Origin of the sequence: Nocardioides sp. T2.26MG-1 (genome assembly GCF_950101795.1) — a bacterium.
In the GTDB taxonomy this organism is placed as follows: Bacteria; Actinomycetota; Actinomycetes; order Propionibacteriales; family Nocardioidaceae; genus Nocardioides.
Genome location: NZ_CATNLZ010000037.1, coordinates 27,304 through 48,571 on the forward strand (window position 1 = coordinate 27,304; position 21,268 = coordinate 48,571).

Genomic DNA, 21,268 nt, shown 5'->3' on the forward strand with positions numbered 1-21,268 from the left:
ACCTCCTGCCGGTGAGACGCCAGGCAGGCGCGATGGGTTGTCGTCCGACGTAAACCGAAGTCACAAGTGGGTAACGGCGTGCTAAATCGTCGTCTTCGTCGTCCCAGACGATGGATATGCGCCGTCGACTACCGCTACCTTGCCGCCTATGTCGACGGCGATCTCCGTGCGCGGGCTCAGCAAGCACTTCGGAGACGTGCGTGCCGTGGACGATCTCGACCTGGACATCGCCGACGGCGAGTTCTTCTCGATGCTCGGTCCGTCGGGGTCGGGCAAGACCACGGTGCTGCGGCTGATCGCCGGCTTCGAGGAGCCGACGGCGGGCCGGATCCTGCTCGGCGAGGAGGACGTGACCCGCCGCCCGCCGTTCGCCCGCGACGTCAACACGGTCTTCCAGGACTACGCGATCTTCCCGCACATGAGCGTGCGGCAGAACGTCGAGTACGGGCTGCGGGTCAAGAAGGTCGGCAAGGCCGAGCGCCGCCGCCGCGCCGAGGAGGCGCTCGCGACCGTCCGGCTCGAGGGCTACGCCGACCGGCGGCCGCACCAGCTCTCCGGCGGCCAGCGGCAGCGCGTCGCGCTGGCCCGGGCCCTGGTCAACCGGCCCCAGGTGCTGCTGCTCGACGAGCCCCTGGGCGCCCTCGACCTCCAGCTGCGCCGCGAGATGCAGATCGAGCTGAAGGAGATCCAGCGCGAGGTCGGCATCACGTTCGTGTTCGTGACCCACGACCAGGAGGAGGCGCTCACGATGAGCGACCGCATCGCGGTCTTCAACGAGGGGCGCATCGAGCAGCTCGCGACGCCGGTGGAGCTCTACGACCGCCCCGCGAGCGCGTTCGTCGCGGGATTCGTCGGCAGCTCCAACCTCCTGCAGGGCGAGGCCGCGCGCGACCTGCTGGGTGTCGAGGGCAGCTTCGTGATCCGCCCCGAGAAGCTGCAGCTGGTCTCCGAGGCCCCGACCGAGTCGGGCCGGCTGTCGGCGCCGGGGGTCGTGCGGGAGGTCGTCTACCTCGGCGCCTCCACGACGTCGGTCGTCGAGCTCGACGCCGGCCCCACCGTGACGGTGTCGCACCAGAACACCGACACCTCGATCGACGCCGCCCTCGAGCGGCGCGACCAGCGCGTCGTCGTGACGTGGCGGCGCGACCACCTGGTGTCCCTGGGTTCCCCCGACCCAGCGGCGTCCCCTGAGGAGGAGACAGCATGAGACGGATCCCCACCAAGCGGCTGGCCGCGATCGCGTGCGCCGGCGCGCTCGCCCTCGCCGCCACCGCCTGCGGCACGAGCTCGGGTGACGGCGACGGCGGCCCCAAGGCCGGCGAGGAGCAGGGCGGGTTCACCGCCCCCGACGTGCCGATGCTGGACAAGCTGGGTGACATGGAGGGACAGGTCAACATCCTGGCCTGGCCGGGATACGCCGAGGACGGGTCCACGGACAAGTCGGTCGACTGGGTGACGCCGTTCGAGAAGGAGACCGGCTGCCAGGCGAACGTGAAGTACTTCGCGACGTCCGACGAGGCGATCCAGCTGATGAAGTCCGGCGAGTACGACGTGGTCTCGGCCTCGGGCGACGCGTCGCTGCGGCTGATCGCGTCCGGGGACGCGGCGCCGGTCAACACCGACCTGCTGACCAACTACGGCGACATCGAGGACTTCCTCAAGGACCGGGACTGGAACTCCGTCGACGGCCAGATGTACGGCGTCCCGCACGGCTGGGGCGCTAACCTGCTGATGTACACCAAGGACGTGGTCAAGCCCGCGCCGACGAGCTGGGGCGCGGTCTTCGACGACGCCTCGAAGTACGCGGGCAAGGTGACGGCGTACGACTCGCCGATCTACATCGCAGACGCGGCGCTGTACCTGATGAAGACCCAGCCGGACGTCGGGATCGAGAACCCGTACGCCCTCGACAAGGACCAGCTCGCGGCGGCCGTCGACCTGCTGAAGAAGCAGAAGGCGAACGTGTCGGAGTACTGGTCGGACTACCTCAAGGAGGTCGCGGCCTTCAAGAGCGGCGACTCGGTCATCGGCACCACCTGGCAGGTCATCGCCTCCACGATCGGCGACTCGGTCGACGCGGTCCTGCCGGAGGAGGGCTCGACCGGCTGGTCGGACACCTGGATGATCGGCGCGAAGGCGCCGAACCCGAACTGCGGCTACGCGTGGATGGACTACATCACCAGCCCGAAGGCCCAGGCCGCGGTCGCGGAGTACTTCGGTGAGGCGCCTGCGAACACCAAGGCCTGCGGCCTGACGTCGGACGCGTCCTTCTGCGAGACCTACCACGCGACCGACGCCGACTACGCCGACCAGATCTGGTACTGGACGACGCCGATCTCCCAGTGTCTGGACGGCCGGACCGATACCGAGTGCACCGACTACGGCGACTGGACGACGGCCTGGACCGAGATCAAGGGCTGATCTGTTGAGCCTGCTCGAACGTCGCCCGGGCCTCCGGGTGGGCGTCCTCCTCACGCCACCGATGCTGTGGCTGGGAGTCGCCTACCTGGGGGCGTTGGCGGCCCTGCTCATCACCTCGCTGTGGACCCAGGACGACTTCACCGGCACCATCCAGCGGGCCTGGACGCTGGAGAACTTCCGGACCCTGTTCACGGTCGAGGTCTACCGGACGATCACCGTGCGCACGATCGCCATCGCGGCCCTGGTCACGGTCGTCGACGTGGTGCTGGCGTTCCCGATCGCGCTGTACATGGCCAAGGTCGCCTCGCCCAGGCTCCAGCGGCTGTTGGTGATCGCGGTGCTGATGCCGCTGTGGGCGTCGTACCTGGTCAAGGCCTACGCGTGGCGCGGCATGCTCTCCGCCGACGGCCCGATCGCGTGGATCGCGTCGCCGTTCGGGCTCGGGACGCCGGGCTACGGGCTGGTCGCCACGACGATCACGCTGGCCTACCTGTGGCTGCCGTACATGATCCTGCCGGTGTACGCCGGCCTGGAGCGCGTGCCCGACTCGTTGTTCGAGGCCTCGGCCGACCTCGGCGGCGGCGCGTGGACGACGATCCGGCGCGTGGTGGTGCCGATGGCGTTCCCGGCCATCGTGGCCGGGTCGATCTTCACGTTCTCGTTGTCGATGGGCGACTACATCGCGGTGAAGATCGTCGGCGGCACCGGGCAGCTGCTCGGCAACGTCGTCTACGACAACTCGAGCACGGCCAACAACCTGCCGTTCGCCGCCGCGGTGGCGACCGTGCCGATCGTCGTGATGCTCGGCTACCTCGCGGCGGCCCGCCGTACCGGCGCATTGGAGAACCTCTGATGTCGCAGCGGATGATCCTCTCGGCCGGGCTGCGCCGCTCGCTCGCCGCCACGACGCTGGTCGTGCTGGTGGTGATCTACGTGCCGCTGGCGCTGGTGCTGGTCAACTCGTTCAACGCCGACAACACGTTCGGCTGGCCGCCGGAGTCGCTGACCCTGCGCTGGTGGAAGCTGGCCTGGCACAGCCAGGGCGCCCGCGACGCGCTGTGGACGAGCATCCAGGTCGCGCTCGCCGCGACCGCGATCGCACTGGTGCTGGGCACGCTCGCGGCGATGGGGCTGCGGCGTACCCGCTTCTTCGGGCGCAACGTGGTCTCGCTGCTGATCATCCTGCCGATCGCGTTGCCGGGCATCGTCACGGGCCTCGCGTTCCAGAACGGCTTCCGCACGATCCTGGGGATCCAGCTGAGCCTGTGGACGATCGTCATCGCGCACGCGACGTTCTGCATCGTCACGGTGTTCAACAACGTGCAGGCCCGGTTCCAGCGGCTCGGCGGCAGCCTCGAGCAGGCGTCGATGGACCTCGGCGCAGGGCGCTGGACGACGTTTAGGCTGGTCACGTTCCCGATGCTGCGCTCCGCGCTGCTCGCGGGCGCCCTGCTGTCCTTCGGGCTGTCGTTCGACGAGATCGTCGTGACCACGTTCACCGCGAGCAGCCACGACCAGACGCTGCCGATCTGGATCTTCCAGAACCTCTTCCGGCCCAACCAGGCGCCGGTCGTCAACGTGGTCGCGGCGGTGCTGGTGGTCGCGTCCGCCGTACCGATCTACCTCGCCCAGCGGCTCTCCGGCTCGACCGCGGAGGGGCTGACCGGCGCCAGGTAGCCCCGGATCACGGGCCAGATCTCCTGGGACGGACCGTGGGCACGGCAGTCCAGATCAACCCCGACGGCGAGGTCCGGTGGGCCCGCAAGGTGCCGCTCAGCGCCTCCTGAGTCCGGTGGTGCGTTGAGGGCCCGGCCCGCGACGAGACGACGCGCGCCTACACGACCTTCTCGAACACCATCGTCGCCTGGATCCGGTCGCCGCCGCCGAGGCCCTTGCTCCCGGACGCTGCAGTGGTGATCGTGTGGAGCCGGTACCCGAGGGAGGCCTGACGGTTCAGGACGCCTTCCAGCTCGGTGAGGTTGCCCGAGCCGGTGCCCCACAGCTTCTCCTTGAGGATGACCTGGAGCACCACGTAGCTCGCGCCCTGCGCAGCGGGCCGAGGCTGGGCGCCAGCGACAGAGCTCTCCTGGATCCGGTTGGCAAGTCCAGCGATGCCACCGCCGTCGGCCGGGCCCTCGAACCGGTCGGTCCAGACTTCACCGTCCCACCAGCGCTTCCTGCCCGATCCCGAACCATCGTCGTACCAGCCGGCTGGAGTGTTCGACATGTGCATCCCCTCTGTCCGCGATCGTGTGCTCGGTCAGGCTAAGGCTGCTCGAGCCGCCCGCTCAGGTGCCGCTCTCGGTCAGGGTCGTGGGCGGCAGCCAGTCGGCTCCGAGGAGCTCGGCGAGGTCGGCGAGGCCGGCGGTGTCGCTGCCGACCGTGTCGGAGGCTGCGGCGATCCGCTCCACCATGACCCGGCCGACCTGCTCCTCGACCGTGCCCTCGGCGTACACGATGTGCCACGGCGAGACCTGGTGGTCGCGGTGGGTGCGGCCGGTCACCTGTCGTCCGGCGATGCCGGAGAAGCGGGCCTGGTGGAAGACGCCGACCCGCGGCTCGGTGCTCGCCTGGCGGCCGTCGGCGAGGGTCTCGCCGGCGTGCAGGCTGATCGAGGCGACCGTGGTGAAGACGCAGACCTTCGCCTGCCCGGTCTGGAACCGGAGCCGCTCGGCCTCGACGTCGAATCGGTCGCGGCCGTAGATCGTGGCCACCTCCAGCCCTGCGTCACGCAGCCGGTCGGCGATGGGGTCGGCCGCGGTCGCGACGAACTCGACCGAGCACGCCACCTGTCGCTCGGACTCGACCTGCTGGGTGATCCAGTCGACCGTCGAGTCGACCCGGATCAGCCCGGCCTTCTGCCGGAAGCGCAGCAGCGCGGCCCGCCCCAAGGCGTTGTTGCGGCCGCGTCGCGCGAGGTCCATCTCCCGACAGAACTCGCCCCACTCGCTCTCGTAGGCTGCCCGCTCCGCGGGCGTGAGCGTCACCGGCATGCCGGAGATCGGCACCGGCCCCCACGGTGCGGCGCGGTGCAGCATCGCCGGGGGACGCTCGTCGGCCAGCCAGCCGCGCACCAGCTTGAGGTCCGCGGCGCGCTGCCCCGGATCGGTGGTCCAGGTCGCGCCGTACCGGCCGTGCTCCACCACGACGCCGTGGCGTTCGAGCGCGGCGGCGAACGTGCCCCCGGGCTGCGTCGCCGAGGTCCACTCCCGCATCGGCTCGCCGAGCACCTGTGCATAGGCGGGAGCGAGGTACGGCAGCTCGAGGGGGGTGTGTCCGGGCGTCGCGGTCGTCGCGATGACGAACGGCGCCTGGTCGTGCGGCTTGGCATGGCCCGAGATCCGCGCCCAGTGCTTCCACCGCTTCGTCGTCGTACGCCGCAGCGCATGGGCCTCGTCCGCGATGATCACGTCCCACGTGTGGTCCTTGACCTTCTCGAGGCGGTCCCAGGTGATCACGACCCACTCCAGGCCCCCGTCGCCCAGGGCCGTGATCGTGCGGCACCAGTGGCCGATGGTGATCGCGGCCGGCCGGTCGGCCACGACCAGCACCCGCTGCGCGCCGCGCAGGTCGCCCACCGCGATCGCGCCGAGCACCGCAGAGATCGTCTTGCCCACGCCGGGCTCGTCGGCCAGCAGGAACTGCCGCCCGCCCGCCGCGGCGCGCGCCGCGATCGCGTCGGCCGCCTCGAACTGGATGCGTCGGGGCTCGAGGTCGTCGGTCGGCTCGGGGGAGCGGGTCGGGCTGTCGGGGTTGAGCGTGTTCTCGATGAACCGGCCGAGCGTGTGCGGTCCCGGAGCGTACGGCGCGAGGTGCGCGGGCAGGGCGCGCCCGACGTACAGGTGGGTCTTGACCGCGGGGTGCCAGCTGGCACCGTCGACCTGGGTCCCGTACGGGACGTCGAGCACCCACAGCCGCTCGCCCGGCCCGGCAGCCGGCAAGGGCCGCTGCGCCTGCCGCGTCCCCTTGCGGCGCGGCGACGCGTTGCGTCGACGAGTGCTGGAGGGGCGTCGACCGGGCATCGCACGACGCTATCGCCGGGCTCGTCCTCCACGGGTGCGGCTCGCCCGATGCTCGATGACGGTTCAGGCCGTGATGGGCCAGCCGGCGGGGTGACTGGGCTGGCGTCGATTGACCCCGATCACGGTGGTTGAGGTGCGAGCGTAGCGAGCCTCGAAACCACCCCGGGACCCGATGGTCGGCGCGAACCGGTGGTCGATGTTGTCGGGACCACCGCAGCCTGCGCAGGGCGGTGGGATGTTCGTCGGCCTGCGGGCTCGTCTCGGTTGCGGCCCCGCTGGCGGCGGGGACGCACCCCCCGAGCGCGGGCCCGGGCCTCACCGGCTAGCGTCGACTACATGCGAGGCACGACACCGAGCCACAACCGCAGGACGACCTGGCGCGGACTGACAGCGGCCCTCGCCCTCGTACTGCTGGCAGGGTCCGGATGCGCTGGTTCGGACTCATCCGACGAGGCCCCAAAGGCGCAAGCCCCGGCGGCGGCAGCGACGGCGGTCGCAGACCCCTCGGCGGTGCAGGAAGCCGTCGCCGACGGCGCCGAGCTCATCGACGTCCGCACCCCGGAGGAGTTCGATGCCGGCCACCTGCGTGGCGCTGAGAACATCGACTTGTCAGCACCCGACTTCGACGAGCGCGTCGGCGCCCTCGACAAGACGGGCAGCTACGTCATCTACTGCGCCTCCGGCAACCGGGCCGGTACGGCCATCGAGATCATGAGCGACCAAGGGTTCGACGACCTCACCAACGGCGGTGGCTTCGAGGACCTCACCGCATCCGGGCTGCCTGCTGACTGAGCGTCCGACCAGAGGAGATGCGGCACCCAGTGGTGCTCGCCCACCTGCCAGGTTCCGCCGCGTAGCAGCAACTATCGTCCTCGGGCGAGCGGGTCAGGACGCGGTCTCGACCTCCACGTCGACGGACGAGGTCGCCACCCGAGCAACGGTCGCGGCCTGCTCCGCCCGCAGGAAGCTGCCCGTCCGCTCGCGGCCCAGCAGGGGAGTGGGCTCACCGTCGGCGACCACCCGGCGCCCGGCGATGAACACGGCGGGGACGGCGGCGTCGTTGCGGTTGACCATCCGCGAGAGCCCGCCGTACTGCTCCACCGGGCTCTCGTGATAGCTCTCCAGGTCGTCGTCGAGGTGCGCGGGGTCGATCACCACCAGATCGGCTCGGTCGCCGATCCGCAGGTGGCCGGCGTCGATGCGGTACCAGTCGGCGAGCTCGCCGGTGAGGCGGTGCACGGCGTGCTCGACGGTCATGAACGGGGCGCCGGCGCGCTCGGCGTCCCGGACGTGCTTGAGCAGGCGCAGGCCGAAGTTGTAGAACGCCATGTTCCGCAGGTGCGCCCCCGCGTCGGAGAAGCCGATCTGGATGCCGGAGTCGGCTGCGAGCTTGCGCAACACCTCCGGGCGGTGGTTGGAGATCGTGGTGCGCCACCGGATCGCGGTGCCGTGCTCGAGGACGAGGTCGAGGAACGCGTCGACCGGGTGCTTGCCGCCGCGCTCCACGCCGACCTGGCCGAACGACTTGCCGATGACGCTGGCGTCGGGGCACTCGACGATCTCGGCGTCGAAGAAGTCGCGGTGCCACACCCTCGGGCCGTACTTGCTCTCGTAGTCCTTGCGGAACCGCTTGCGGTACTCCGGGTCGCGCATCAGCTCGTCACGGGCGAGCTTCTCCTGCAGGTGCAGGGCGGCGGCGCCCGAGCCGAACTCCTCGAAGATCACCAGGTCGATGCCGTCGGCGTACACCTCGAACGGCACCGGCAGGTGCTGCCACCGGAAGTCCGCGCCGAGCCGGTTGACCACCCAGGCCAGCGGGCGCATCAGGTGGATCACGAACGGGATCGCCTTGATGTCGGCCGCCGACAGCAGGCTGGTGCGCAGCGGTGCCCGCCCGAACAGTCCGATCGAGCCGAGCGCCTGGGTGACGATCGTGTGCGGGTGGCTGGCGTCGGGACCCGCCTGCAGCGCGCGCCGGCGGCGGCGCAGGATCGAGCGCAGGCCGTGCATCTCGCGCCGCTTCGCGTACGTCGAGGGCAGCGTGCGCGAGCGGCACAGATCACCATCGAGCTTGTCGAAGAGCAGCTGCTGGGCCGACATGCCGACGAAGCCCGCGTCGAGCGCCTCGTCGAGCATCCGCTCCATGCGCGCCTGCTCGCGCCGGCTCGGGCGGACCTCCTTGCGGGTGGCGCGGTCCAGGCCCATCGTCGCCGTGCGCATGTCGGAGTGGCCGATGAACGCCGCCAGGTTGGGGCCGAGCGGCAGCGACTCCAGCGCGGCGACGTACTCCTCGGCCGAGGACCAGGTCTTGTGCTTCTCGACCGCGCTGATCACGTGCTGGCGGGGGATCGCCTCCACCCGCCCGAACAGGTCGCCGGCGTCGACCCCGCCAACGTGAATCGTCGAGAGCGAGCACGACCCGAGCAGCAGCGTGGTCACGCCGTGCCGCACCGACTCCGACAACCCGGGCCCCTCGAGCACCTCGACGTCGTAGTGGGTGTGGATGTCGACCAGGCCGGGGATCACCCACGTGCCGGTCGCGTCGACGACCTCGGGGCACCCGGTGGTGTCCAGCGGCTCCTCGCTGACCGCGACCACGCGGCCGTCGCGGACGCCGAGGTCACGGATGGCGGAGCGGGCGCCGGTGCCGTCGAACCAGCGCCCGTTCCGGATGATCACGTCGAAGGTCATGCGCGCATGGAACCCGTTCTAGTTGACGCGTGTCAATGGTCACACGTAGTGCCGGGCGAGGTCCGCGAGCAGGCCGGGACCGGTCGGCTCCCAGCCGAGCAGCTCCCGGGTCCGCGCACTGGAGGCCGGCATGTCCTGGGCGAGGAAGGTGCCGAGGAACCCGAAGTGCTCCGTCGCCTGCTCGACCGGGATGGAGGTGACGGGCAGGCCGAGGTGCTCGCCGATGACCTCGGCGACGTCGCGCAGCGCCACGCCCTCCTCGCCGACGGCGTGCAGGACGGCGCCCGCGGGCGCGGACTCCAGGGCGAGCCGGAACAGCCGCGCGGCGTCGCCGCGGTGCACGGCCGGCCAGCGCTGCGAGCCGTCGCCGACGTACGCCGAGACGCCCTTGTCCCGCGCGATGCCGACGACCATCGGGATGAAGCCCTGGTCGCCCGCGTCGTGGACGGTCGGGGTCAGCCGTACGACGGAGGAGCGGACGCCCCGGTCGGCGAAGGAGAGGGCGACCGCGCCGTTGGCGCCCCGGCCGCCGGTCGGGCCCTCGCCGGTGGGCTGGTCGTCCTCGGTGGCGAGGCGGCCCGGCGCGAGCAGCCCGGTGCCCGACGCGATCGAGAGCGGCCGGCCGGACCCGGCGAGCGCCGTGCCGAGGGTCTCGATCGCGGCGCGGTCGGACGCGGCGGCGGTCTCGAAGTCGCCGCCGAACGCGATGTCGTGGCGGAACGCGAGGTGCGCGACGCCGTCGGACTCCTCGGCGCCGCGCCGCAGGACGTCGAGGTCGTCGACGGTGCCGCGCAGCACCTCGGCGCCGAGGCCGGCGACGGTCGCAGCCGCCTGGTCGGAGCGCGCCAGGCCGACCACCTCGTGGCCGGCGCCGAGCAGGTCGCGGACGAGGGCGGAGCCGATGAAGCCGGACGCGCCGGTGACGAACACACGCATGGGATACCTCCACAGAGAGTTGATGTCAGAGTCTGTCATCAGCGTAGCACCGGCATGTCAGGGACTGTCGTCAGCGTAGGATCGCCCCATGGGTCGCTGGGAGCCGAACGCGCGGGGCCGCCTCGAGGAGGCAGCGCTCGAGCTGTACGCCGAGCGCGGCTACGACCAGACCACGGTCGCCGAGATCGCCCAGCGGGCCGGGCTGACCGAGCGCACCTTCTACCGCCACTTCACCGACAAGCGCGAGGTGCTGTTCTCCGGGGGCGCCGCCCTCGAGGAGCTGCTCGTCCACGCGATCGAGGAGGCGCCCGAGGGCACCTCGGCCTACGCCGCCGTCGAGGCCGCGCTCGACCAGGTCGTCGCGGTGCTGCGTGAGCGCGCGGACGTCGCCCCGCGGCGCCAGGCGGTCATCGAGTCCCACGCGGAGCTGCGCGAGCGCGAGCTCGGCAAGCTCGCGGCCTGGAGTACGGCGATCGCCACCGCCCTGCGCGAGCGCGGCGTCGAGCCGCGGCTCGCCGAGATCGTCGCCCAGACCGGGGTGGCGGTGTTCCGGGTCGCGTTCGAGACCTGGATCGCCGACACGGCCCACCAGGACCTGGGCGCGATCGTCGCCGACTCCTTCGCGCAGTTGCGCGCCGCCGCCGCCGACTGACCAGGCGCCCGCGGGCTCAGGCGGTCGCTGCGAACGCCTCCGCCACCACGTCGAAGCCCTCCTCGAGCAGCGCGTCGCCGATCGAGAGCGGCGGCAGGAAGCGGAACACGTTGCCCCATGTCCCACAGGTCAGCGTGACGACCCCCTGCTGGTGGCAGTACGCCGAGACCGCGGCGGTGCGCACCGGGTCGGGGTCGGTCGTGCCGGGGTGGCACAGCTCGATCGCCATCATCGCCCCGCGGCCGCGGACCTCGGCGATCACGTCGTGCTCGGCCGCCAGCGCCTCGAGCCGGGCCCGCATCAGGTCGCCGATCCCGCGGGCGCGGGCGTCGAGCCGGCCCTCGCGCATCTCCTCGATCGCACCGAGCGCGGCCGCACAGGCCACCGGGTTGCCGCCGTACGTCCCGCCGAGGCCGCCGACGTGCACGGCGTCCATCAGCTCCGCGCGGCCGGTGACCCCGGCCAGCGGCAGGCCGCCGGCGATGCCCTTGGCGGTCGTGACCAGGTCGGGCACGACGCCCTCGTCGTCGCAGGCGAACCAGTCGCCGGTGCGGCAGAACCCGGACTGGATCTCGTCGGCCACGAACACCACGTCGTTGGCCTTCGCCCACGCAGCGATCGCGGGCAGGAAGCCGGGCGCGGGCACCACGAACCCGCCCTCGCCCTGGATCGGCTCGATCACGATGCAGGCCAGGTTGGCCGCGCCCACCTGCTTGTCGATGACGTCGATCGCCCGAGCGGCCGCCTCGGCGCCGCTCAGCCCGTCGCGCAGCGGGTAGGACATCGGCGCGCGGTAGACCTCGCCCGCGAACGGGCCGAAGCCGTGCTTGTAGGGCATGTTCTTGGCGGTCATCGCCATCGTGAGGTTGGTGCGGCCGTGGTAGGCGTGGTCGAAGACGACGACCGCGTCCTTGCCGGTCGCCGCCCGGGCGATCTTGACCGCGTTCTCGACCGCCTCGGCGCCGGAGTTGAACAGCGCGCTCTTCTTGGCGTGGTCGCCCGGCGTGAGCTCGGCGAGCGCGGCGCAGACGTCCACGTAGCCGTCGTACGGCGTGATCATGAAGCAGGTGTGCGTGAACGCGTCGACCTGGGCGTGCACGTTGCGCGCGACCGCGGCCGCGGCGTTGCCGACGGACGTCACCGCGATGCCGGACCCGAGGTCGATCAGCGAGTTGCCGTCCACGTCGACGAGCACGCCGCCGCCGGCCGCGACCACGAACACCGGCAGCATCGTGCCGACGCCGTCGGCGACGTGCGCCTTCTTGCGGTCGAGCCGCTCCAGGGACGCGGGGCCGGGGATCGCGGTGACGAGGCGGCGCTCCTGGGGGAGAGCGGGGCCACCGACGGCACTGACAGCAGATTCGGTCATGGAGACGAGGCTAGTCCGACTGGTTCCGTTCCCGGGAGGGGGTTCCAGCATCGATTTCGAAGGAGCGCACCGCGGATTCCGTCACCGGCGCTGCCCTGCGGGAGACTGGGCGCGTGAGTGGCCCGGTCAGAGACGTCGCGATCCTCGGCAGCACCGGGTCGATCGGCACCCAGGCCCTCGACCTGGTCCGGGCCAACCCCGACCGGTTCCGGGTGGTGGCACTGACCGCGGGCGGGTCCCACCCCGAGCTGTTCGAGCGCCAGGTGGCGGAGTTCGCGCCGGCGTACCCCGGCCTGTTCTCCGGTCTGGGGGAGGACGCCTCCGTCGAGGCCGCGTCGCGGCCCTGCGACGTGGTGCTCAACGGCATCACCGGCGCCGTCGGCCTGCGGCCTACCCTGGCCGCGCTCGACGCCGGCACCACGCTCGCCCTGGCCAACAAGGAGTCGCTGATCATGGGCGGCCCGCTCGTGCTCGAGCACGCGTTGCCGGGCCAGATCGTGCCGGTCGACTCCGAGCACAGCGCGATCGCGCAGTGCCTGCGGGGCGGGACCGCCGCGGAGGTACGCCGGCTGGTGCTCACCGCGAGCGGCGGGCCGTTCCGGGGCCGCACCCGCGAGGAGCTCGCCGAGGTCACCCCCGAGCAGGCGATGGCCCACCCGACCTGGGACATGGGCCCGGTGATCACGATCAACTCCGCCACGCTGGTCAACAAGGGCCTCGAGGTGATCGAGGCGCACCTGCTCTTCGGCATCCCCTTCGACCGCATCGAGGTCGTCGTGCACCCCACCAGCGTGGTGCACTCGATGGTCGAGTTCGTCGACGGCTCCACGCTGGTGCAGGCCAGCCCGCCGACGATGATGATCCCGATCGCGCTCGGGCTGTCGTGGCCCGACCGGGTGCCCGACGCGGCCCCGCCCGTCGACTGGAGCCGGCCCGAGACCTGGGAGTTCTTCCCGCTCGACGACGAGGCGTTCCCGGCGGTGTCGCTGGCCCGGGCGGCGGGGGAGCGCGGCGGCACCGCGCCGGCCGTCTACAACGCCGCCAACGAGGTCGCGGTGGCGGCCTTCCGCGCCGGCCGGCTCGCGTTCACGGAGATCGTCCCGACGGTTCAGACCGTTCTCAGCCGCCACGACGTACCCTCTGAGGTGAGGATCGAGGACATCCTCGCCGCCGACGCGTGGGGCCGAGCCTGTGCCCGCGAGCTGATCGAAGGGACCCGATGACCGGCCTGTTCTACCTGCTCGGAGTGGTGATCTTCGTGGTCGCCATCCTGGCCTCGATCGGCCTGCACGAGCTCGGTCACATGATCCCGGCGAAGAAGTTCGGCGGCAAGGTCACGCAGTACTTCATCGGCTTCGGGCCGACCGTGTGGAGCAAGCGGGTCGGCGAGACCGAGTACGGCGTCAAGGCGATCCCGCTCGGCGGCTACGTGAAGATCGTCGGGATGCTGCCGCCCGGTGCGGACCAGCTCGCCGACGAGGTCACCGTCGACGCCGAGGGCAACCAGGTCGTCAAGGTCCGCAAGTCCAACACCGGCATGTTCACCCAGTTGATCTCCGACGCCCGGGCGGCCGAGTGGGAGACGATCCAGCCCGAGGACAGTGACCGCCTCTTCTACAAGATGACCTGGTGGAAGAAGGTCGTCGTGATGGCCGGCGGCCCCACGGTCAACCTGCTCATCGCGTTCGCGATCTTCTGGGGCATCTTCGGCCTCTACGGCGAGCACACCGTCGAGCCCGACGCCGGCGCCCCGGTGATCGAGGGTGTCTCGCAGTGCGTGCTGCCGTACGCCGAGGAGGGGCGCGACTGCACCGCCTCCGACCCGCCCAGCCCGGCCGCGGCGGCCGGCCTGCGGCCCGGCGACGTGATCACCTCGTTCAACGGCGCACCGATCACCGGCTGGGACCAGCTGCGCACGCTGATCCGCGGCAACGACGACGGCCAGGCGGTGATCGGCTACGAGCGCGACGGTCAGCAGCTGACCGGGACCACGAGCACCACCGTCGAGGCACGCCCCACCTCCGAGACCGACCAGACGCTGCGTCAGGTCGGGTTCCTCGGTGTCACGCCGACCTCGCACGAGGTCGTCACCAAGGGCGGCCCGATCTACACGGCCGAGCAGATGGGCCACATGACGGTGACGACCGTCAAGGCTCTCGGCACGCTCCCGGTCAAGGTCTGGGGGGTCGCCAAGGCGATCGTCGGAGTCGAGGAGCGGTCCATCGACAGCCCCGTCTCGATCGTCGGGGGCGGCCGGATCGCGGGTGAGACCGTGTCGCACCAGGACTTCCCGGTGGTCGAGAAGACCGTCTACCTGCTGGGCCTGATCGCGGGGTTCAACTTCTTCATCGGCATGTTCAACTTCGTCCCGCTGCTGCCGCTCGATGGTGGCCACATCGCCGGTGCGCTGTGGGAGGCGCTGCGCCGCGGGTTCGCCCGCCTGCGCGGTCGCCCCGACCCGGGCTACGCCGACGTCGCGAAGCTCCTGCCGATCGCGTACGGCGTCGCCGCGTGCCTGATGCTCATGGGCGTCGTGCTGATCGTCGGGGACCTCGTCGTACCCCTCCACCTCGCGTCCTAGGCTCCCGGCCATACCATCGAGGACATGACTGCGATCAGCCTCGGCATGCCCGAAGCGCCCCCGCCGGTGCTGGCCCCGCGCCGCAAGACGCGCCAGATCCAGGTCGGCAAGGTCGGCGTCGGCAGCGACCACCCGGTCTCCGTGCAGTCGATGACCACCACGCTCACCTCCGACATCAACGCCACGCTGCAGCAGATCGCCGAGCTCACCGCGACCGGCTGCGACATCGTCCGGGTCGCCTGTCCCAGCCAGGACGACGCCGACGCGCTGCCCGCGATCGCCCAGAAGTCGCAGATCCCGGTGATCGCCGACATCCACTTCCAACCCAAGTACGTCTTCGCGGCGATCGACGCGGGCTGCGCGGCGGTGCGGGTCAACCCCGGCAACATCCGCAAGTTCGACGACCAGATCAAGGAGATCGCGCGCGCCGCCAAGGACCGCGGCACCTCGATCCGGATCGGCGTCAACGCCGGGTCGCTCGACAAGCGGCTGCTGGAGAAGTACGGCAAGGCCACGCCGGAGGCGCTGGTCGAGTCCGCGGTGTGGGAGGCCAGCCTCTTCGAGGAGCACGACTTCCACGACTTCAAGATCTCCGTCAAGCACAACGACCCGGTCGTGATGGTGCGCGCCTACGAGATGCTCGCCGAGCGCGGCGACTGGCCGCTGCACCTCGGCGTCACCGAGGCCGGCCCGGCGTTCCAGGGCACGATCAAGTCCGCGACCGCGTTCGGTGCGCTGCTCTCGCAGGGGATCGGCGACACCATCCGCGTCTCGCTGTCCGCGCCTCCGGTCGAGGAGGTCAAGGTCGGCATCCAGATCCTGCAGTCGCTGAACCTGCGGCCCCGCAAGCTCGAGATCGTCTCCTGCCCCTCGTGCGGCCGCGCCCAGGTCGACGTCTACACGCTCGCCGAGCAGGTGACTGCCGGCCTCGAGGGCATGGAGGTGCCGCTGCGGGTCGCGGTGATGGGCTGCGTCGTCAACGGGCCGGGCGAGGCCCGTGAGGCCGACCTCGGCGTCGCCTCCGGCAACGGCAAGGGCCAGATCTTCGTGAAGGGCGAGGTGATCAAGACCGTGCCCGAGTCCCAGATCGTCGAGACCCTGATCGAGGAGGCCATGCGGATCGCCGAGGGCATGGAGTCCGTCGACGGTGCCGCCGCCCAGGTCAGCGTCTCCTGAACGCCGGCCGCGACCGCCTGCTGCCGCCCGCGGCCTCGGCGTCGACAGCGTCGGGCTGGACGTCTACAACTCCGGCTGGGAGCGGTAGCGGCATCTGAGCGTCCCCGCCACTCGGCGCGCTGCACGAGCAGACGGGGGTGCCTGCGACGTAGGCTTCGCCCGTGCTCACGACCCGCCACGGCGTCCGTCCGCTCGGGCCGGCGGACCTCGACGACTTCTTGGCGCTCGCTCGCCGTCGCCCCGTGGTGAACGCGTTCGTCGACTACCGGGCCACGACGACCAACCTCGAGCCGCGCTGGCTCGGCGGGGAGATGTGGGGCCGCTTCGGCGGCGGGGCGCTCGTCGCCGCCTGCCACGTGGGCGCCAACCTGGTGCCGGTCGAGGCCACGCCCGACGACGCGGCGGCGTTCGCCGAGCGCGCGCTGGCGCGCAGCCGCACCGTCTCGACGATCGTCGGCCCGCAGGACGCCGTCCGCGGGTTCTGGAACGCCGTCGCGTCGAGCTGGGGCCGCCCCCGCGACACCCGCTGGGAGCAGCCGCACCTGGAGATCGGCGGTCCGCCGCTGGTCGCCCCCGATCCGCAGGTGCGGCGTACCGTCCGTGCCGACCTGACGGAGCTCTACCCGGCCTGCGTGGCGATGTACACCGAGGAGGTCGGCGTCTCCCCGGAGCACGGCGGGGGCGCCGAGCTCTACCGCGCCCGCGTGATCCAGCTCGTCAACCGGGGCTGGTCGTTCGCCCGCTTCGACCAGGGGCGCCTGGTGTTCAAGGCCGAGGTCGCCTGTGCCACGCCGTACGCCGCGCAGATCCAGGGCGTCTTCGTCCCGCCCGACCGCCGTGGCCAGGGGCTCGCCACCGCGGGCATGGCCGCCGTCGTCGAGCTCGTCCGCCGCGAGATCGCCCCCTCGGTGTCGCTCTACGTCAACGACTGGAACGCCTCGGCCCGCGCGGTCTACGAGAAGGTCGGCTTCCGGGAGACCGCGCGGTTCGCCACCGTGATGTTCTGAGCCCCGCTCGGCCTGAGCCGGACCCGGGAGTGGACCGCCGACGGCTCAGTACTCCGGCACGGGCGTCAGGTCGGAGGCGCGCTCGCAGTCGGCGAGCACGCAGCGGACCGTGGCGGCCTTGCGCGCGCCGTTGGCGTCGAGGAGGAGGGCGGTGGCGGACTCCCAGCGGACCGCGCCGAACCACTTCGTCGCGTAGCGGGCGAGGGCGGCGCCGCGCGCGACGCGACGGACGGTGACCTGGGCGGGGCCGATGCCGTCGTCGACGATGCCGACCGTGGCGACCCGGCGCCCGTCGGGGGAGAAGGCGATTGCGCGCTCGCCGCAGGTGCGCCACAGCACGTCGGTCGGGTGCTTCAGCGAGCTGATCACGTAGCAGCCGCCGTCGTACGGGTCGCCGGTGTAGCTGCCGAGGCGGTCGGCGGCGATGTCGGCGACCCCGCCGGTCCGGCCGACGACCCGGCGGGTCTTGTCCGAGACGAAGTTCCACCACGTGGTCCGGGCCGGCGACCAGCTGGAGAGCAGCACCCGGCCGTTCGCCGCGTCCAGCGAGAAGATCCAGCCGCGGAACGTCCGGGTCGCGACGACGTCGCCGGTGTCGACGTCGGTCACCCGGAGGGCGGTGCGCTCGTGCGAGAGCATGTGGGTGCGGACCAGGTGGTCGCCCTCGTCGCTGAGCAGCAGCTCGGAGGCGTCCTGGGCCCGGCCCAGGAGCGTCTTGGTCCCGTCCGGGTGCACCCGGTAGGTGCGACCGTTCGTGGACCCGTCCGCGCCGGTGGTGTGCACGACGTACGACGTCCCCGACTTGCCCAGCAGTGCCACCCGTGGGGCGGAGACCCGGATGCGGGTGTCGCCGTCGACGATGACGCGCCCCTCGAGGTGGGGGATCGCGATGTCCTCGCCGCGGGGGAGATCCCCGGGGTTGATCTCGGTGGTCGGGACGGAGGCGGAGGCGGGTGCGGCCGCGAGCAGCAACGCGACACCGGCGAGCAGGAGAGACTTCTTCATACCCTCCTGACGCGATAACCCAGGCGAGGGTTGCAGTCTCGAACAAGTAGCCTTCTCCGCATGATCTCACCCCACGAAGCCGCTCGCTGCGCTCACGCCTCCGCGGGGGCCCCGAGATGATCATGCGGATGTCGAGCCTGTTCGTGCGGACCCTGCGAGAGGACCCGGCGGACGCCGAGGTGCCGTCGCACCGGCTGCTCGTCCGCGCCGGCTACATCCGCCGCGCCGCCCCCGGCATGTACACCTGGCTCCCGCTCGGCCTGAAGGTCCTGCGCAAGATCGAGGACATCATCCGCGAGGAGATGAACGCGATCGGCGCCCAGGAGATGCTGTTCCCGGCGCTGCTGCCCCGCGAGCCCTACGAGGCCACCGGCCGGTGGACGGAGTACGGCGACAGCCTCTTCCGGGTCAAGGACCGCAAGGGCGGCGACTACCTCCTCGGCCCCACCCACGAGGAGATGTTCACGCTCGTCGTGAAGGACCTCTACTCGTCGTACAAGGACCTGCCGCTCTCGATCTACCAGATCCAGAACAAGTACCGCGACGAGGCGCGCCCCCGCGCCGGGGTGCTGCGCGGCCGCGAGTTCGTGATGAAGGACTCCTACTCCTTCGACATCGACGACGCCGGCCTCGACGTCAGCTACCAGAAGCACCGCGACGCCTACATCCGGATCTTCGACCGGCTCGGGTTCGACTACGTCATCGTCAAGGCCACCTCCGGCGCGATGGGCGGCTCGAAGTCCGAGGAGTTCCTCGCCAAGGCCAGCGTCGGCGAGGACACCTACGTCCGCTGCACCACGTGCGACTACGCCGCGAACGTCGAGGCGGTCCAGGTGCGCGCGCCCCTGCCCGTGGCGTACGACGACGCGCCCGAGGCCCACGCCGAGGCCACACCCGGGACGCCGACGATCGACACCCTGGTCGACCACCTCAACGAGCGGTTCCCCCGCGGCGACCGGCCCTGGCACGCCGGCGACACGCTCAAGAACGTGCTGGTCGTCCTCAAGCACCCCGACGGCACCCGCGAGCCGGTCGCGATCGGCCTGCCCGGCGACCGCGAGGTCGACCAGAAGCGCCTGGAGGGCCAGCTCGAGCCGATCGAGGTCGAGGCCTTCGACGAGGCAGACTTCAAGAACCACCCGGCGCTGGTCAAGGGCTACATCGGCCCCGGCGTCCTGGGGGAGAAGAACGAGTCCGGCATCCGCTACCTCGTCGACCCCCGGGTGGTCGAGGGCACCCGCTGGGTGACCGGAGCGGACGTCGACGGCAGCCACGTCCTCGACCTGGTCGCCGGCCGCGACTTCACTCCCGACGGCACCATCGAGGCCGCCGAGGTCCGCGACGGCGACCCGTGCCCCAACTGCGACGAGGGCGTCCTCGAGACCGCCCGCGGCATCGAGATGGGCCACATCTTCCAGCTCGGTCGCAAGTACGCCGACGCGCTCGACCTCAAGGTCCTCGACGAGTTCGGCAAGCTGGTCACGGTGACCATGGGCTCCTACGGCATCGGGCCCTCACGCGCCGTGGCCGCGATCGCGGAGGGCACCCACGACGAGCTCGGCCTCTCCTGGCCGCGCGAGGTCGCGCCCGCCGACGTGCACATCGTCGCCACCGGCAAGGACGAGCACATCTTCGCCGCCGCCGAGCGGATCGCCCACGAGCTCGACGCCCAGGGCATCGAGGTGCTCTACGACGACCGCCCCAAGGTCAGCCCCGGCGTGAAGTTCAAGGACGCCGAGCTGATCGGCGTCCCGACGATCGTCGTGGTCGGCAAGGGACTCGCCGAGGGCACGATCGAGGTCAAGGACCGGCACAGCGGCGAGCGCGAGGACGTGCCCGCCGACCACGTCGTCGACCGCGTGGTGCGAGTGGTGCGCGTCTGACGGAACCTCAGCGCACCAGCAGCCCGGTCACCAGCGCGACCAACGCCTCGCGGACCTCCTCGGTCGCGGCCTGACGGTCCTCCGCCCGGGCGGCGTACAGCGCCGCCTCCTCGAGCGCGCCCACCAGCACGTGGGCGAGCGGTCGCACCGGCTGTGGGGGCACGGCGCCCGCGTCGACGAGCGACTGGACCGCCTCCTCGACCAGGCCGACCCCGTAGTGCCGGCCGATCTCGCGCCAGCGCTCCCAGCCGAGGGCGGCAGGTGCCTCGATCAGCACGATGCGGTGCACCTCGGGCTCGGCGCAAGCAGCCAGCCAGCCGGCGATGTCGGCCCGGAGCATCGCCACGGCGTCGGTGGGGTCCGCGGCCGCGATCCCCGCGCCCAGCTGGGCGACCAGCTCGGCCTCCACCTGCTCGAAGACGGCCGCGAACAGCTCTTCCTTCCCGTCGAACTGGTGGTAGAGCGCCCCACGGGTGACACCAGCGGCCCGGGCGATCTGGTCGGTCGAGACCGCGGCGTACCCGTGCTCCGCGAAGAGCGGGCGCGCGGCGCCGATGAGCGCCGCCCGCGTCGCGGCGGAGCGCCCCGCCTGGGTCCTCTTGCTTTCCATACAACCTGTCCGTAAGTTACATACAACCTGATTGCAAACCGTAGTGGAGGATGGCATGCCCCAGCACACGATCGACCTTCCCACCGGCACTCTCCACTATCGCGAGGCCGGGCCGGCGGACGGGCCGGTGGTGGTCCTCGTGCACGGCTTCCTGGTCGACGACACCCTCTGGGCCGACATTCCGGAGCGGCTGGCCGACCGGGGCCTCCACACGCTCGCGCCGACCTGGCCGCTCGGGGCGCACCGGACGGCGATGTCCGCAGGTGCCGATCTCTCGCCCCGCGGCATCGCGCGCATCGTGGTGTCGTTCCTCGATCGGCTCGGGCTCACCGACGTGACCCTGGTCGGCAACGACACCGGGGGAGCGGTGAGCCAGCTCGTCCTCGACGAGGACCCCTCCCGGGTCGCCCGCGTGGTGCTCACCAACTGCGACGCGTTCGACACCTTCCCGCCGTTCCCCTTCAACCTGCTCTTCCGTCTTGCTCGCCACCCGTGGGCGGCCCGGGCGGTCCTCCAGACGATGCGGCCGGCCGCACTGCGCAACAGCCCGCTCGGGTTCGGGTGGCTGGTCAAGCGGCCGCTCACCGCCGCCGAGACCCGTGGCTGGCTGGCGCCGTACCTCTCCGACGCCGGGGTACGCCGCGACGTCGCCGCGTTCGCCCGCGCTTGGCGAGCCTCGGACCTGGCCGAGGCGGACACCTGGCTGCCGCGGTTCACGAGCCCGGTGCTGCTGTGCTGGGCTCCAGAGGACAGGTTCTTCCGGATCGGGCTCGCGCACCGGCTCGCGGAGACCCTCCCGGATGCGCGGCTGGTCGAGATCCCCGACGCGCGGGCGTTCGTGGCGCTCGACCAGCCGGCCCGGCTCGCCGACGAGATCGCCGGTTTCGTCGGCGTCGGTGCCGGGTCCTAGGTTGA

General features: G+C 71.5%; 19 protein-coding genes. 12 read left to right on the forward strand and 7 right to left on the reverse strand.

All coding sequences use genetic code 11. The features are described from left to right. Nucleotides 1-148 precede the first annotated feature (148 nt). Genes QQZ14_RS24100 through QQZ14_RS24115 form a run of 4 tightly spaced genes read left to right on the forward strand, consistent with a single transcriptional unit; the run spans nucleotide 149 to nucleotide 4,098 of the window. Nucleotides 149-1,207: an ABC transporter ATP-binding protein gene (locus QQZ14_RS24100; RefSeq protein ID WP_284536979.1), complete on the forward strand. Its 1,059-nt coding sequence runs from the start codon at nucleotides 149-151 to the stop codon at nucleotides 1,205-1,207. Next, on the forward strand, nucleotides 1,204-2,421 hold the full coding sequence (locus QQZ14_RS24105) for an ABC transporter substrate-binding protein (protein WP_284536980.1): 1,218 nt from the start codon (nucleotides 1,204-1,206) through the stop codon (nucleotides 2,419-2,421). The genes QQZ14_RS24100 and QQZ14_RS24105 overlap by 4 nt, the downstream gene beginning before the upstream one ends. Before the next feature lie 4 nt (nucleotides 2,422-2,425). Then, nucleotides 2,426-3,274, forward strand: a complete 849-nt coding sequence (locus QQZ14_RS24110) for an ABC transporter permease (RefSeq protein WP_284536981.1) — start codon at nucleotides 2,426-2,428, stop codon at nucleotides 3,272-3,274. Then, nucleotides 3,274-4,098 carry an ABC transporter permease gene (locus tag QQZ14_RS24115; RefSeq protein WP_284536982.1) on the forward strand — a complete coding sequence of 275 codons (825 nt, stop codon included), beginning with the start codon at nucleotides 3,274-3,276 and terminating at the stop codon, nucleotides 4,096-4,098. The genes QQZ14_RS24110 and QQZ14_RS24115 overlap by 1 nt, the downstream gene beginning before the upstream one ends. A gap of 157 nt (nucleotides 4,099-4,255) precedes the next feature. Here the strand turns inward: QQZ14_RS24115 and QQZ14_RS24120 are convergent, their stop codons facing one another. Beyond that, nucleotides 4,256-4,648 carry a DUF2510 domain-containing protein gene (locus tag QQZ14_RS24120; protein WP_284536983.1) on the reverse strand — a complete coding sequence of 131 codons (393 nt, stop codon included), beginning with the start codon at nucleotides 4,646-4,648 and terminating at the stop codon, nucleotides 4,256-4,258. 61 nt (nucleotides 4,649-4,709) lie between these two features. Continuing rightward, nucleotides 4,710-6,443 carry a helicase gene (locus QQZ14_RS24125; protein ID WP_284536984.1) on the reverse strand — a complete coding sequence of 578 codons (1,734 nt, stop codon included), beginning with the start codon at nucleotides 6,441-6,443 and terminating at the stop codon, nucleotides 4,710-4,712. Between the two features lie 510 nt (nucleotides 6,444-6,953). Here QQZ14_RS24125 and QQZ14_RS24130 point away from each other — a divergent pair. Continuing rightward, the gene (locus QQZ14_RS24130; protein ID WP_284536985.1) at nucleotides 6,954-7,235 is read left to right on the forward strand and encodes a rhodanese-like domain-containing protein; all 282 of its coding nucleotides are present in this window, start codon (nucleotides 6,954-6,956) and stop codon (nucleotides 7,233-7,235) included. 93 nt (nucleotides 7,236-7,328) lie between these two features. On the opposite strand, the gene QQZ14_RS24135 is transcribed toward QQZ14_RS24130, so the two are convergent. Beyond that, nucleotides 7,329-9,134: an N-acyl-D-amino-acid deacylase family protein gene (locus tag QQZ14_RS24135; protein WP_284536986.1), complete on the reverse strand. Its 1,806-nt coding sequence runs from the start codon at nucleotides 9,132-9,134 to the stop codon at nucleotides 7,329-7,331. A 39-nt stretch (nucleotides 9,135-9,173) separates the two neighbouring features. Then, a complete protein-coding gene (locus QQZ14_RS24140) occupies nucleotides 9,174-10,070 on the reverse strand; it encodes an SDR family oxidoreductase (RefSeq protein ID WP_284536987.1) in 897 nt (298 codons plus the stop codon). An 88-nt stretch (nucleotides 10,071-10,158) separates the two neighbouring features. Here QQZ14_RS24140 and QQZ14_RS24145 point away from each other — a divergent pair, with 88 nt between their 5' ends. Beyond that, nucleotides 10,159-10,722: a TetR/AcrR family transcriptional regulator gene (locus QQZ14_RS24145; protein WP_284536988.1), complete on the forward strand. Its 564-nt coding sequence runs from the start codon at nucleotides 10,159-10,161 to the stop codon at nucleotides 10,720-10,722. Between the two features lie 16 nt (nucleotides 10,723-10,738). On the opposite strand, the gene gabT is transcribed toward QQZ14_RS24145, so the two are convergent. Further along, nucleotides 10,739-12,091: a 4-aminobutyrate--2-oxoglutarate transaminase gene (gene gabT, locus QQZ14_RS24150; RefSeq protein WP_284536989.1), complete on the reverse strand. Its 1,353-nt coding sequence runs from the start codon at nucleotides 12,089-12,091 to the stop codon at nucleotides 10,739-10,741. A gap of 113 nt (nucleotides 12,092-12,204) precedes the next feature. Here gabT and dxr point away from each other — a divergent pair, with 113 nt between their 5' ends. The 4 genes from dxr to QQZ14_RS24170 all read left to right on the forward strand — a co-directional run bounded on the left by dxr (nucleotide 12,205) and on the right by QQZ14_RS24170 (nucleotide 16,855). Then, nucleotides 12,205-13,314, forward strand: coding sequence for a 1-deoxy-D-xylulose-5-phosphate reductoisomerase (dxr, locus tag QQZ14_RS24155; RefSeq protein WP_284536990.1), 1,110 nt, complete (start codon nucleotides 12,205-12,207; stop codon nucleotides 13,312-13,314). After that, nucleotides 13,311-14,672 carry a M50 family metallopeptidase gene (locus QQZ14_RS24160; RefSeq protein WP_284536991.1) on the forward strand — a complete coding sequence of 454 codons (1,362 nt, stop codon included), beginning with the start codon at nucleotides 13,311-13,313 and terminating at the stop codon, nucleotides 14,670-14,672. Before dxr ends, QQZ14_RS24160 begins: the two co-directional genes overlap by 4 nt. Before the next feature lie 24 nt (nucleotides 14,673-14,696). Beyond that, nucleotides 14,697-15,848: a flavodoxin-dependent (E)-4-hydroxy-3-methylbut-2-enyl-diphosphate synthase gene (ispG, locus tag QQZ14_RS24165; RefSeq protein WP_284536992.1), complete on the forward strand. Its 1,152-nt coding sequence runs from the start codon at nucleotides 14,697-14,699 to the stop codon at nucleotides 15,846-15,848. Between the two features lie 161 nt (nucleotides 15,849-16,009). Then, on the forward strand, nucleotides 16,010-16,855 hold the full coding sequence (locus tag QQZ14_RS24170) for a GNAT family N-acetyltransferase (RefSeq protein WP_284536993.1): 846 nt from the start codon (nucleotides 16,010-16,012) through the stop codon (nucleotides 16,853-16,855). Between the two features lie 45 nt (nucleotides 16,856-16,900). Here the strand turns inward: QQZ14_RS24170 and QQZ14_RS24175 are convergent, their stop codons facing one another. Continuing rightward, a complete protein-coding gene (locus tag QQZ14_RS24175) occupies nucleotides 16,901-17,860 on the reverse strand; it encodes a hypothetical protein (protein ID WP_284536994.1) in 960 nt (319 codons plus the stop codon). Between the two features lie 116 nt (nucleotides 17,861-17,976). Here QQZ14_RS24175 and QQZ14_RS24180 point away from each other — a divergent pair, with 116 nt between their 5' ends. Next, a complete protein-coding gene (locus tag QQZ14_RS24180; RefSeq protein ID WP_284536995.1) occupies nucleotides 17,977-19,743 on the forward strand; it encodes a proline--tRNA ligase in 1,767 nt (588 codons plus the stop codon). Between the two features lie 7 nt (nucleotides 19,744-19,750). Here QQZ14_RS24180 and QQZ14_RS24185 read toward each other — a convergent pair whose 3' ends face one another. Then, nucleotides 19,751-20,353 carry a TetR/AcrR family transcriptional regulator gene (locus QQZ14_RS24185; RefSeq protein WP_284536996.1) on the reverse strand — a complete coding sequence of 201 codons (603 nt, stop codon included), beginning with the start codon at nucleotides 20,351-20,353 and terminating at the stop codon, nucleotides 19,751-19,753. Between the two features lie 55 nt (nucleotides 20,354-20,408). On the opposite strand from QQZ14_RS24185, the gene QQZ14_RS24190 reads away from it, so the two are divergent. Then, on the forward strand, nucleotides 20,409-21,263 hold the full coding sequence (locus tag QQZ14_RS24190) for an alpha/beta fold hydrolase (RefSeq protein WP_284536997.1): 855 nt from the start codon (nucleotides 20,409-20,411) through the stop codon (nucleotides 21,261-21,263). The last annotated feature ends 5 nt before the right edge of the window (nucleotides 21,264-21,268 follow it).